This window comes from Vibrio cidicii (genome assembly GCF_009665415.1).
GTDB lineage: Bacteria > Pseudomonadota > Gammaproteobacteria > Enterobacterales > Vibrionaceae > Vibrio > Vibrio cidicii.
The window spans coordinates 2,760,108-2,775,809 of sequence record NZ_CP035921.1; the positions used below are offsets into that span (position 1 = coordinate 2,760,108).

Annotated in this window: 1 protein-coding gene; it reads left to right on the forward strand. The window is 52.9% G+C overall.

Going from position 1 to position 15,702, the window contains the following annotated elements; all coding sequences use genetic code 11:
• The first annotated feature begins 619 nt into the window (after positions 1 to 619).
• Positions 620 to 15,610, forward strand: coding sequence for an Ig-like domain-containing protein (locus tag EWA64_RS13770; protein ID WP_369435800.1), 14,991 nt, complete (start codon positions 620 to 622; stop codon positions 15,608 to 15,610).
• The last annotated feature ends 92 nt before the right edge of the window (positions 15,611 to 15,702 follow it).

Genomic DNA, 15,702 nt, shown 5'->3' on the forward strand with positions numbered 1-15,702 from the left:
GAAGTTGAAAAAAAGGACTGGTATTTCCGCTAAATTGTGTGTTGCTTATACAGCCTTGAGCTGCAGCAGTGCATTAGCAGAAACAATCGATTACTCCACTAAATCTAATACACCAGAGCAGGGAAATATTAGCCATTCAGGCGATTTCACTTACTTGTTAGATGCGGGGTATTCGGGGGATTCTTATACCTCCCAATCCGATATGCTGATATTCAATGGGGCTGGTGCTCTTTCGAATAATATGGTGCTAGGCACTGTGTCTGATGTTCAACTGGACAGAGCGTATAAATTTTACACGAGCAATAACAGCAATAACTTTAGTCTAGATTCTTTTATCATCTACACGAATACACCAACAAACACAAGTAACTATGAATTAACGATTGTCGGTAATGATGATTCTGGTACAGAATTCAGTGAAACCATATCAGTTCCTTCTTTTGACTCAAATGGGCAAAAATTCACAAAGAGACGAGGTTCAGATTACACTGATGCTCGATGGCAGAATGTAGATGAAGTACAATTCCACTTTAAAAATACAGCAACAAATGATTATGACACCCGATTTGTTATACATACGATTGTAACTGGTTCCGCCGTCGCGGCGAATACAGCCCCCGTGGTTGATTTAGACTCAACGTCTGGAAGCGATGACAACACTATTAGCTTCTCAGAAGGCGGTGGTGCGGTCAATATCGCATCAAATGTCGCTGTCACCGATGCTGATGGCGATACGATTAAAACCATCACCGTCAGTTTGACTAATGATCAAGATGGCGCCTCTGAAGGTTTATCAGTCTCAGCCGTAGCACAAGATGCGCTTGATGGAATATCAGGTTCTTCGGCGATATCGTTGCAAGATACCATCAGCATTACTGGGGCTACAGCAACCGCAAGTCAAGTGGCTACATTTCTTAAAGCAATTACCTACAATAACACCTCCAGCACCCCCAATACGACAGCAAGAACAATCACTGTTGTCGTCAGTGATGGTACTAATAGCAGTACATCACGTACCTCAACGATTAGTGTCTCAGATGTGAACGCAGCAAGTTCTACCGCTGCTAGTTTTAATACAACAACGGGCACGAACCTTTCACCTGCCATTACCTTTAGCAGCGACGATGAGACACTGACGATATCGAATAGTGCACACGCTGCAGGCTCTACCGCCGATGGCGGTGCAGGCACGGATACACTTGTTGTAACAACTGGCACCGATTTGTCGACTCTCACCTCTCTAACCAACTTTGAAACGTTGACGCCAGATAACGATGGCTCGCTCACCTTAACGGAAGCGCAGCATGAGAGCTTTACCACCATCAATGGAACCGGAACCAACCAATTTACCATTAGCAGTGCAGACGGTGATGGTGTGCTGTCGGGCGATGCCGACATCGAAACGTATGTTCTTAATGCCCCGTTAACTTTCACTTTAGGTGATGCAGCACAAAATGTGACAGGTGGCAGTAGTGCTATTACGGTTAAGACTGGTGCAGTAATTGCTTCTGGCACATTAACCGGCAGCACCAATAGCGATACTTTAGAGTTGGCAAATGGGGCGAATATTGCAGGTGCTACGGTAAGCACATTCGAAACCCTTTCATTAGACAGCGGCGCATCGGTCACGATGACAGAAGCGCAGCACGATAGTTTCAGTGCGATCAGTGGTGCAGGCACAGAACAGATCACTATTTCGACCGCAACCGATGGTTTTACTGCGGCAAGCAGTATTGAAACCTATGTGTTGGGCGCGGCGAACAGCGTCACCTTATCCAGTGGTAGTCAAAATATTACCGGTAGCAGCGGCAATGACACTATTGTTGCCGGCAGTTTAACTCTTACTGGTGCGTTAAACCCTGCAAGTGGTATAGATACACTGAGTCTCTCCAGTGGTGCTGATATCTCTGGTGCCACGATAGTTAATTTTGAAAACCTGACTTTGGCGGACAATGCTTCTGTGACCATGAAAGCCAATCAGCCTTCAAAGTTTGGAGGAACGATCACAGCACCCGGGTCAGAAACAATCACGATATCAGGTGATGGCAATTTCACGACCTTAGCCAATGTGGAAAGTTTTGTTGTTGGGGATGAAACAACTAACACCAGAACTATTACTCTTGCTACTGGAGGTGCATCGGTTTCCGCAACCTCGGGAACCGATGCAATCACATTTGACGCTGGCTCTCTGACCCTGACGGGCACACTTTCTGGTGAAAGTAGTGTGGCTGATACGCTCTCACTTTCAAACGGAGCGAATATCGCCGGTGGTACGGTAAATAGCGTTAACAATTTAACTCTAGCAAGTAGTGCAAGCGTGACCATGACCGCCGCTCAGCACCAAGCGTTTTCTGGCACAGTGACCGCGACGGGAAGTGAAACGATTTCCATCACTGGAGATGGTGATATCACCACCTTGTTTGACGTTGAGAATTATAGTCTGGGTGATGCGAGCAATAACACTCGGACGGTGACAATCAGTAATGCGACGACCAGTGTCACCGCAGATTCAAGTACGGATGCTGTCACGTTTAATGTTCAGGGCAGTGGCTACGCAGGAACACTGACGGGTGATTCGGGTGTGGGAGATACCGTGCTTGCATCAACAGGTGCCGATCTCTCAGGTGGTTCGTTCCTCAATATCGGTACGCTGAGTTTAGCCAGTGGTGCAACCGTGGCTATCGATGCGGCCAACGTCAGTGACTTTAGCACAGCAATTAGCGGATCCAGCGGCTCAGAAACGCTCAAGTTAATGGATGGCGGTACCTTCGACTTTTCAACCACTAGCGTATCTGAAATTGAAAACCTCGCTATTGGTACCAACAATAACTTCACAATTACGCTGACCGATAATTTTGATTCAAACGGCAATCCCGTAACCGTAACAAACGCCAGTGGCAGTGCGGTTGTGGGTAATATCAGTTTGAATGCCAGCGCCATGAGCGGCGATGCCTTGGTTATCTCCGCAACCGACTTTAATGGTGCCGATACTTTTGTCGGTGGCAGCGCGGCGGATACCATCAGACCGGGTGGTGGTACCGATTCAATGACAGGCAATGCTGGCAATGATAATTTTGTCGGCAGTGCGTCAAATCTCTCAGGCGACACCATTACGGATTTGAGCGTCGGCGATACTATCACGCTAACTGGTGTGACCGGGCTCAGTAAGAGTAATGTGCGTTTTAGTGGCAGCAATATTCTGCAAATCGATACCAATGGTACCGATTTCTCTAGCGTTGAAGTCGCGATCTCACTTTCGAATAGCCCAGCGGCTTCTTTAGATTTCACGGTTGCAGACAGCGGTAGCGATACCTTAATCACTTTTATTACACCGAATGACGCACCAACGTTTAGTGGCCTCAATGGCGGTAATACCTTTACCGAAAATGGCAGTGCCGTTGCTATTGATAACAACGCAACTGTTGCAGATACCGAGCTAGATGCACTCAATAGCGGCTTGGGTAACTACAACGACGCCACGCTAACCATTGCTCGAAACGGCGGTGCGAATAGCCAAGACATCTTTACTAATGGTGGGCTGCTCGGTGCGCTCGCTCAAGGTAGCAGCTTTACGTACAACGATACGACTGTGGGTACGGTGACCACTAATTCAAACGGAACGCTTGTTTTGCGCTTTAATAGCAACGCAACATCAGCGATTGTTGATTCAGTATTGCAGGCGATTTTCTACCAGAACAGCTCAGAAGATCCTGCTGCTAGCGTCACGTTGGACTTTACGTTTAATGATGGAACGGCCAACAGCACGGGCACCAATCAGGCCGTGGTCAACATAACGGCGCAAAATGATGCACCAACGGATATTTCGCTTTCAGCGACTTCGGTGAACCAGTCAGCAACAGGAAGCGCAGCCACAGTTGCGACCGCCAGTACCACCGATGTGGACAGTGCAGACTCTCACACCTATAGCTTGGTTGCGGCAAGCAGCAGTGCAAATGGGACCTGTAGTGCCAGCACGGGCAACGACAGTTTCCAATTCACAGGTAGTACCTTGCAAAGTAAAACGGCACTGACGCCCGGAAGTTACAGCATTTGCGTACAAAGCGATGACGGTACCACCACTTTCCAAGAGTCCTTCACCATTACCGTGGTGGATAACGTGGCGCCGGACGAGCCGTCCACACCGGATCTTGATGCTGCCTCTGATACAGGTGCATCGAATACCGACAACATAACCAATGACACGACGCCAACCTTTAGTGGTACTGCCGAAAGTGGCTCGACCGTTACCTTGTATAGCGACCAAGTCGGCGGTGGCTCAACCGTTATAGGCACTGGCACTGCAACCGGTGGTAACTGGCAGATCACGACCGACGCATTAACGGCAGGAGTGACGCATGCAATTACCGCCAAAGCGACGGATTCGGCAAATAACGTCAGCAGCAGTTCAAGTGCTCTCAGTGTAACGATTGACACCACGGCGCCATCCGCGCCAAGCACTCCTGATCTCGCGGCGAGCAGCGACACAGGCACTTCGAATACCGACAACATAACCAATGACACAACGCCAACCTTTACAGGATCAGGTACCACCGGTGACACCGTTACTCTCGTTTCCAATGTCGATGGCATCATCGGCAGCGCTGTTGTCAGTGGTGGCGTTTGGAGCATTACTGCAAGCTCAGCACTGACGGTAGGTGACCACACCATCACAGCGCGCGCAACAGACACAGCTGGCAATACCGCTGATAGCGCAAGTTTGGCTATTACGTTAGATACCTCAGTACCAACGCCCACCATCACTACGCCGATTGAAGGCGATGGTAAGGTGAACGCCGCGGAAGACAACGACGTGCTGATTGCAGGCACGGGCGCGGAAGCTGGCAACAGTGTCACGGTGGCTATTACCGACAACAGCAACACTGACAGCCGCACCGTAACCGCGGATAGCAGCGGTGATTGGACGATTGACAGCAGCGAGTTTGACGTCAGTGGTTTTAACAACGGTACCTTGACGGTCACGGCGAGCCAAAGTGATAGTGCAGGCAACACCTCAAGTGCGGCCAGCACGACGATTACGTTAGATAACGTGCTACCAAGCATTGGCATAAGCAGCGACAAAACGGCGCTGAAAGTGGGCGAAACGGCAACGCTGACCTTTACCTTGAGTGAATCAGCAACGGATTTTGCCGAAGCCGATGTGACCGTTGTTGGCGGAACGCTTTCTAACTTTGCAGGCAGTGGCACCAGCTACACCGCGACCTTTACCCCAACCGCCGATACGACCAGCACGGCGACCATCAACGTTGCGGCGAATACCTTTACCGATGTGGCAGGTAACAGTAACACCGCCGCGTCCTCGGTCAGCATAGCGATAGATACGTCGGCGCCAACGGTGACCATCAGTGACGACACAACGGGCACGGCCACGGGCGATGTACTCTACACCTTTACCTTCAGTGAAAGCGTGACGGGCTTTACCGTCGACGACATCACTGTGTCCGGTGGAACCAAGGGCACCTTCTCGGCGGTGAGTGGCACGGTCTACACCCTAGTGGTGACGCCAACGGCCAACAGCACCAGCAACCTCACGGTGGATGTGGCGGCCAATGTGGCGACAGACACGGCGGGTAACCCGAACAGTGCAGCGACGCAAAGTGTCCAAGTGGTCGATACGGCGTTGCCAAGCATTGGCATTAGCAGCGACAAAACGGCGCTGAAAGTGGGCGAAACCGCGACGCTGACCTTCACCTTGTCGGAAAGCAGCAGTGACTTCACGGCGGACGACATTACCGTGACGGGCGGCAGCTTGTCAGGCTTTACTGGCAGCGGCACTGGTTACACGGCAACCTTTACCCCAACCGCCGATACAACCAGCACGACGACCATCAACGTTGCGGCGAATACCTTTACCGATACAGCGGGCAACGGCAATACGGCGGCCACGCAAGTGACCATCAGTGTCGATACCCAAACGCCATCGGGCCACAGTGTGGCGTTTGGCGATACGCTGTACTCGAATGCGGAGAAAACGGCGGCATCATTTGGCTTTAGCAACGCGGAAGTGGGGGCCAGCTACAGTTACACTATCAGCAGCAACAATGGCGGCAGCAGCGTGACGGGCACAGGCACGGTGACTAGCGCCAGTGAGACCGTCAGCGGCATCGACCTGTCCAATCTTAATGACGGCACCCTGACGCTGTCGGTCATCGTCACGGACAGCGCGGGCAACAGCGCCTCGGCGGTGACGGCGAGCAGCGCACTCGACACCGTAGCACCAACGGTGACCATCAGTGACGACACAACGGGCACGGCCACGGGCGATGTACTGTACACCTTTACCTTCAGTGAAAGCGTGACGGGCTTTACCGTCGACGACATCACTGTGTCCGGTGGAACCAAGGGCACCTTCTCGGCGGTGAGTGGCACGGTCTACACCCTAGTGGTGACGCCAACGGCCAACAGCACCAGCAACCTCACGGTGGATGTGGCGGCCAATGTGGCGACAGACACGGCGGGTAACCCGAACAGTGCAGCGACGCAAAGTGTCCAAGTGGTCGATACGGCGTTGCCAAGCATTGGCATTAGCAGCGACAAAACGGCACTGAAAGTGGGCGAAACCGCGACGCTGACCTTTACCTTGAGTGAATCAGCAACGGATTTTGCCGAAGCCGATGTGACCGTTGTTGGCGGAACGCTTTCTAACTTTGCAGGCAGTGGCACCAGCTACACCGCGACCTTTACCCCAACCGCCGATACGACCAGCACGGCGACCATCAACGTTGCGGCGAATACCTTTACCGATGCGGCGGGCAATGGCAACACGGCGGCTACGCAACAGAGCATCAGTGTCGATACCCAAACGCCGTCGGGCCACAGTGTGGCGTTTGGCGATACGCTGTACTCGAATACGGAGAAAACGGCGGCATCATTTGGCTTTAGCAACGCGGAAGTGGGGGCCAGCTACAGTTACACCATCAGCAGCAGCAATGGCGGCAGCAGCGTGACGGGCACAGGCACGGTGAATAGCGCCAGTGAGACCGTCAGTGGCATCGACCTGTCCAATCTTAATGACGGCACCCTGACGCTGTCGGTCATCGTCACGGACAGCGCGGGCAACAGCGCCTCGGCGGTGACCGCGAGCAGCGCACTCGACACCGTAGCACCAACGGTGACCATCAGTGACGATACAACGGGCACGGCCACGGGCGATGTGCTGTACACCTTTACCTTCAGTGAGAGCGTGACGGGCTTTACCGCCGACGACATCACCGTGTCCGGTGGAACCAAGGGCACCTTCTCGGCGGTGAGTGGCACGGTCTACACCTTGGTGGTGACGCCAACGGCCAACAGCACCAGCAACCTCACGGTGGATGTTGCGGCCAACGTGGCGACGGACACGGCGGGTAACCCGAACAGTGCAGCGACGCAAAGTGTCCAAGTGGTCGATACGGCGTTGCCAAGCATTGGCATTAGTAGCGACAAAACGGCGCTGAAAGTGGGCGAGACGGCAACGCTGACCTTTACCTTGAGTGAATCAGCAACGGATTTTGCCGAAGCCGATGTGACCGTTGTTGGCGGAACGCTCTCTAACTTTGCAGGCAGTGGCACCAGCTACACCGCAACCTTTACCCCAACCGCCGATACAACCAGCACGGCGACCATCAACGTTGCGGCGAATACCTTTACCGATGCGGCGGGCAATGGCAACACTGCGGCTACGCAAGTGACTATCAGTGTCGATACCCAAACGCCGACGGGTCACAGTGTGGCGTTTGGCGATACGCTGTACTCGAATGCGGAGAAAACGGCGGCGTCATTCAGTTTTGGCAACGCGGAAGTGGGGACGAACTACAGCTATACCATCAGCAGCAGCAATGGCGGCAGCAGCGTGACGGGCACAGGCACGGTGAATAGCGCCAGTGAGACCGTCAGTGGCATCGACCTGTCCAATCTTAATGACGGCACCCTGACGCTGTCGGTCATCGTCACGGACAGCGCGGGCAACAGCGCCTCGGCGGTGACCGCGAGCAGCGCACTCGACACCGTAGCACCAACGGTGACCATCAGTGACGATACAACGGGCACGGCCACGGGCGATGTGCTGTACACCTTTACCTTCAGTGAGAGCGTGACGGGCTTTACCGCCGACGACATCACCGTGTCCGGTGGAACCAAGGGCACCTTCTCGGCGGTGAGTGGCACGGTCTACACCTTGGTGGTGACGCCAACGGCCAACAGCACCAGCAACCTCACGGTGGATGTTGCGGCCAACGTGGCGACGGACACGGCGGGTAACCCGAACAGTGCAGCGACGCAAAGTGTCCAAGTGGTCGATACGGCGTTGCCAAGCATTGGCATTAGTAGCGACAAAACGGCGCTGAAAGTGGGGGAAACCGCGACGCTGACTTTCACCTTGTCGGAAAGCAGCAGTGACTTCACGGCGGGCGACATTACCGTGACGGGCGGCAGCTTGTCAGGCTTTACTGGCAGCGGCACTGGTTACACGGCAACCTTTACCCCAACCGCCGATACAACCAGCACGGCGACCATCAACGTTGCGGCGAATACCTTTACTGATGCGGCGGGCAATGGCAACACGGCGGCTACGCAACAGAGCATCAGTGTCGATACCCAGACGCCAACGGGCCACAGCGTGGCATTGAATGACACTACCTATAACGCCTCGGAGGCGAGTTCAGCGAGCTTTACCTTTAGCGGTGCAGAAAGTGGCTCAGCCTTTAATTATGTATTAAGCAGTAATGGCGGTGGCACTGATGTAACAGGTTCAGGCAGTATCAGTACAGCGGATCAGCTCGTGAGTATTGGTGACATCAGCAGCCTAAATGATGGCACCCTAAACTTGTCGGTGACTGTTACTGACGATGCGGGTAATGCAGCAGCACCTGTACTAGCTACCGCTACACTCGATACCACTCAACCAACAGTGAGTATTAACAGCGACAAGTCGGCGCTCAAAGCTGGCGAAACGGCAACACTCACGTTCACTTTGAGTGAGTCGTCGAGTGACTTTGCCGAGTCGGATATCACCGTCAGTGGCGGCAGCCTGTCCAACTTTGTGGGCAGTGGTAGCAGCTACACCGCCACCTTTACGCCGGATGTCGACAGTAACAGTGCAGCGACGATTAACGTGGCGGCAGATGTCTTTACCGATGCGGCGGGGAATAGCAACACTGCTGCGTCTCAACTGTCTATGAGCGTTGATAGCTTAGTGCCGAGTGTGACTATCTCGAGTGATAAATCGGCGCTGAAAGCGGGCGAAACGGCGACCATTACCTTTACCTTAAGTGAAGCGTCGACTGATTTCACTGAGTCGGATATCACGGTCAGTGGCGGCAGCCTATCTGGTTTTGCAGGCAGTGGTAGCAGCTACACCGCGACCTTTACACCAGCGGATGAGAGTACGGCGAGCGGCACCATTGATGTTGCCACAGGCACATTTACCGATGCCTCTGGTAACAGCAACAGTGCAGCAACACCAATTTCCATCAGCGTCGATACTGTGCTTCCAACCGTCAGTATCACTAGCACCAGCGATGCGCTGAAAGCGGGTGAAACGGCAACGCTTACCTTTACTTTGAGTGAAGCAGCAACGGATTTTGCCGAAGCCGATGTGATCGTTGCTGGCGGAACGCTTTCTAACTTTGCGGGCAGTGGCACCAGCTACACGGCCACCTTTACACCTGCAGAAGAGAGCACTGAGGATGCAACCATTGATGTTGCCGCAGAGAAGTTTAGCGATGCGGCTGGCAACCTCAATACGGCAGCAACTCAGTTGTTGATTTCAGTGGATACGGGGATCCCGACTGGACATAGCATCAGCATTGATCAGGAGAGCATTAACAAAACCAACGAACAGGCAATGAGCTTTACCTTCGCAGCAGCGGAAGTGAACGCGATGTTCACTTACAGCGTGAGCGACGGTACCACGACCATTGACGGCGCGAGTCAAACCATCACCTCTGAAACGATGCAAGTCACGGGCATTGACGTCACAAGTTTGCAAGAGGGGACGTTGACAGTCAGCGTGGTGGTCACCGATGCCGCAGGCAATGCCTCTGATGCGGTGACAGATACCGTAACTAAACGCTACGATGTCGCACCAACGGTGGTTGATGACAGCTTCTCGACGGAGGAAGATACGGCGAAACAATTTGATCTGTTAGCCAACGATTCCGACATTAATGATGACATGGTCGCTTCTTCTGCGATGGTGAAAACGCCACCAAGTAAAGGTCAGGTGTCGATCAGCAACGGCGTTGTTACCTACACGCCAAACAGCAATGAGACAGGCACGGACACCTTTACCTATACCGTGAAAGATGCCCTGTTACTGGAGTCTCAAGAAGCGACAGTGACCGTCACTATCAGTGCCATCAATGATGCGCCAGTGGCGAAAGCATTGACCATCACTACCGACGAAGATACCGCCAGCGCGGCGCTCAGTGTGCGTAGCCAAACGACGGATGTGGAAGATGGCATCCCAACGGGTGATTTGGCATTGGTGAGCTTGCCTCAAAAAGGACAAGTGACCATTGATCAAACTGCAGGCACTTTTGTCTATACGCCGAATGCGAATGAAAATGGCAGCGACAGCTTTACTTACACTATCGCCGATAGTGAAGGCAGCGTTTCGCTTGCGGCGACGGTCAGCGTGAATATCGGTTCCGTCAATGACGCCCCCGTGGCGTCGGCAGACACGCTTACCTTTGATGAAGACGTCACCTCGACACTCGATGTTTTAAGTAACGACAGTGACATCGAAGATGGGTCATTCACCGCGAGCAGTATTACCTTGCAAGATCTTGGTCAAGGCGAGGGGGTATATAGTTTCGCTACGGTGAGTGTCAACGCCGATGGCACCTTGAACATTGTGCCGGCAGCAAACGTGAATGGTCAGCATAGCTTTACCTACACGCTGACCGACAGTAGCCAGGCGGTTTCAGCGTCGGCAACCGTCACGCTCAATATTACGCCGGTCAATGATGCCCCCGTAGCGGTTGATAACAGTGCGCAGCTACTGGAAGAAGGCTCGTTTGAAGTCAACGTATTGGGTAACGATAGCGATGTCGATACGGGAGACAGTTTTGATCTCACCAGCGTTAAAGTGGTCGATGAGCCCGCCCATGGTCGTGTAAGCGTGACGGCGTCAGGCGCGATTGTCTACAGCCCTGAAGAAAACTACTTTGGCGAAGACAGTTTCACCTACACAGTGGCAGACGCAGCAGGCGCAGTCTCTAACGTTGCGACAGTGACCATGACGGTCACACCCGTTAACGATGCACCAATGGCGCAAGCACAGTCACAAACATTGGATGAAGATAAGAGTTTGGTGATCACGCTGGTTGGTTCAGACATTGATAACGATGATGACACTCTGCAGTACGTTATCACTGAACCAGTTAGCCATGGTGTGCTAGAACAATTGACCAACAACAGTTGGCGTTACACACCAGAAGCGAACTTCAATGGCTCCGACTTCTTCTTGTTCAAGGTTAACGACGGTGAACTGGACTCAACGGAAGTGCGTGTCGATCTGACCGTCAATGCGGTCAACGATACACCCACTGCTACCGATGTCAGCGCGACGGGAGAGGAAGAAACACCACTCACCATCACCTTAGATGGTAGCGATGTAGAAAGCTCGTCGTTGAGCTATCACGTTGCAACAGCGCCAGTCAACGGTAGCGTGACCATCACGGGTAACCAAGCGGTCTACACGGGTAACAGCAACTTCTTTGGTCAGGACAGTTTCACTTACCGCGTCAGTGACGGTGAACTCACCTCTGAAGCGGCGTTGGTGACCATTACGTTGAGTAACGTCAATGACGCGCCAGTGATTAGCGGTAGCCCATCAACGCAAGTGGATGAAGATAGCGCGTATCAGTTTGTGCCTCAGGCATCGGATAATGACCCTGCCGATACACTGACCTATTCGATTGCTAACAAACCATCTTGGGCGGCATTTGACACGGCCACAGGCGCACTCTCTGGCACGCCAAGTAACAGTGATGTGGGTACGCATGCGGGTATTGTGATCAGCGTGTCCGATGGTCGCGTTTCGGCCTCGTTGCCAGCGTTTGCGATTACCGTGAATAACGTTAACGATGCACCGGTTATCTCCGGTTCACCAGCAACGCAAGTGAATGAAGACAGCGCTTATCTGTTCACACCGCAAGTGTCTGATGTTGACAGCCAAGCCTTCACCTTCAGTATCACGAATAAACCTGCTTGGGCGAGCTTTGATGCAGCAACAGGTACGCTTAGTGGTACGCCATCGAATGATGATGTTGGCACCTATGCGGGGATTGTTATCACGGTTTCTGATGGCTCAGCCACAGCCACACTCAATACCTTCAGTATTGTGGTGAATAACGTCAACGACGCGCCAAGCATCAGTGGCACTCCTGCGCTGACGGTCAACGAAGACAGTGCGTACCGTTTTGCGCCGCAGGCAGGGGATGTGGACAGTAGCAGCTTGAGCTTCTCTATCAGCAACAAACCAACTTGGGCGAGTTTTAACACGGCAACCGGTGTACTCAGTGGTACGCCAGCCAACGAACATGTTGGCACCACGGAGAATATTGTTATTACCGTCTCCGACGGTGAGCTCAGTACGTCTCTCGCAGCGTTTAACCTCACGGTTATTAACGTCAACGATGCGCCAGTGGCGGTCAACGACAGCTTTGTCTTCACTGAAAGCAACGATGGTATCTATCTGCTTGATGTGCTGAGCAATGATAGTGATGTTGACCAAGATACGTTGCAACTGGATTGGGTAAAAGCGACCTCAGGAAGCGCAACGATGGTTGGCAGCCAAATCCAACTGGTGACGAGCGCGATTGGTACCGTGACGGTGCAGTATGGTGTGAAAGATGGTAACGGCGGTAAAGCAACCGCGAAAGCGACCGTGACCATTAACAGCGCGAAATTGGATGCGCCAACCATTACCGCACCAGCCGATGTGGAAGTGAATGCGACCTCACTCTTTACCAAAGTGGCGTTGGGGACCGCGATCGCCGAAGACAGCACGGGTAAACCATTACCGGTCTCCTTGGTCGACAACAATACCTTCTTCCGTCCTGGGGCCAATACGGTGTATTGGCGTACCCAAGACTCGCAAGGTAATGTGGCCGAGGCAAGTCAAACCGTGATTGTGCATCCGCTTATCAGCATTTCCAAAGATGCACAAACCACTGAAGGTACGAACCACTCAGTCTCTGTGTACCTCAACGGCCCTGCGCCGAGTTACCCAGTGGTCGTGCCTTACACGGTATCGGGAAGCACGGACAGCAGTGACCATACTCTCGCCTCGGGTGAAGTAGTGATTACCAGCGGAACCGAAGGCAAGCTTTCTTTTGCTATCTTGAATGATGGACAGGGTGAAAGTGCAGAAACCTTAGTGATCGACTTGGACAACACGCTCAACCTCGGCAGTAAACGTCGTTATACCTTGACGATTTTTGAAGAGAACGTGGCACCTAAAGTCTCGGTCAATGTGTCTCAGGCGGGAGAGCAGCGTAGCAAGATTGAAAATGGCACGGAGTTGGTGACCATCACCAGCAGTGTGACGGATGCTAACGCGTCTGATACCCACACCTTTGCATGGAGTAGTAGCAACGACGCGCTCAATCAAGCGATTGTAGGCCAGACAGGCAGCGACACACTGACCTTCTCGCCGCAAACGCTCAGTTCAGCAATTTACACTCTGCAACTGACGGTCACTGACAATGGCACACCACCGCTTTCAGTCACCCACGATGTCTATCTGGAAGTGGTTGAAGCACTGGCAGTACTTGGTAGTGAAGACAGTGATGGCGACTTGATTCCGGATGACCAAGAAGGCCACAGCGACAGCGACGGTGACGGCATTCCTGATTATCTGGATGCCATCTCTGACTGCAACGTGATTCAGCAAACGGTAGCAGAGAACGACAGCTTCCTTATTGAAGGTCAACCTGGCGTTTGTTTGCGCAAAGGTGTCACCATCGTGGAAAACCAGACAGGTGGAGCGCGCTTGCTGGATAATGAGCTGACAGTCGACAACGAGGCGGACAACATTGGCGGTATTTTTGACTTTGTGGCGACCAACTTGCCACAACCCGGTCAGAGCTATCAATTGGTGATGCCGCAGCGCCTGCCTGTTCCGGCGAATGCTGTTTATCGTAAGTTCCGAGCTGATGTGGGCTGGGTCGATTTTGTTGAAGATGCTGACAACTCGATTGCGTCTACTTCCGGTGAAGCGGGCTACTGTCCGCCTCCGGGAGACAGTGCATGGACGCCGGGCTTAACTGAAGGCCACTGGTGTGTGCAACTTACCGTCCAAGACGGTGGGCCGAACGATGATGACGGCATGGCAAACGGCAGCGTGGTTGACCCAGGTGGTGTTGCCGCTCGCGCCAGCAGCAATGCGCTGCCACAGGCAAGTGACGATACTGCCGTGGTCACGCGCAATGGCAGCGTGGTGATCGATGTGCTGAGTAACGACACGGACGCCGACGGCGACAGCTTAACCTTAAGCAGCGCTTCGGTGGATATCGGCAGTGTCAGCGTGGTGAACAATCAGTTGAGTTACACCACCCAGTCACAGTTTTTCGGTGTGGCGACCATTACCTATAGCGTGACAGACGGTAATGGCGGTACGGGGACGGCAAAAGTGACGGTCAACGTACTCAACAATCAAAATCCGCGTGCAGAGGATGATGTGGTTGAAACCAACGACCGCACACCAGTCACGATTAATGTCCTGTCCAATGACAGTGATGTTGATAATGACGCGCTGACGTTAGTGTCAATTCAAGCTCAGCATGGACAAGTGGTGAAAAACGCTGACCAAACGGTGACCTACACGCCGAGCTTGGGCTTTGAAGGTACGGATGTTCTCACCTATGTCATCCAAGACAGCCAAGGTCTGCAAGATACAGGCAAGGTGACGGTAACGGTGAAACTAGTGAAAGATGTCGATGTATCAAACAGTTCAGGAGGTCCGTTAGGCGGTATGGCATTAATGTTACTCACTCTCGCTGGCGCGTTGCGTCGTGTTGGCAAAAAGGGCTGGTTGGCACTGCTGGCTGCGCTGAGTTTTAATTCTCAAGCGGCTTGGTATCTCGATGCGCAGATGGGCGTCAGCCATGCCGATGAGCGCAGCGCTGTTAGCATGGCGGATGTGGTCTCAACCGACGATAACGGCTTCTACCGTTCGATTGGCTTGGGGTATCAGTTAGATGAAAAGTGGTCAGCGATGCTGCGCTATGTGGATATGGGAGAGGGGAGCGCGACGCTACGTGGCGCGACCACTTCGCCACAGGAGTACCATCAAAGTGTGGCGAGTGTCTCGCCCATTTTGGCCAGCGGTGTCGGCTTAGAGGTGGGCTATCAATTTTGGCAACGTGACGCTTGGCATGCCAAAGCCAATCTCGGTGGCCTATTTTGGAATGCGGATATTGAAAGTACCTATCAAGGTAGCACCATTAAGACGGACATTGACGGCTTTAATGGTTATGTAGGGGCTGAAGTGGGGTATGCGCTTTCGGAGAAATGGGGTCTTGGCTTGCAGGCTTCACGCTATTTTCTGCGAGAAAACGATGTGGATACTATCGCGATACAACTCACTTACCGCTGGGCTCAATAGCAAGGTTTAGCGCTAAATGCTATACACTGGAGAGCATGCCAACCCAATGGCATGGTCTCTAGAAGGAAAACGTATCGATTAGGGGAGGAACT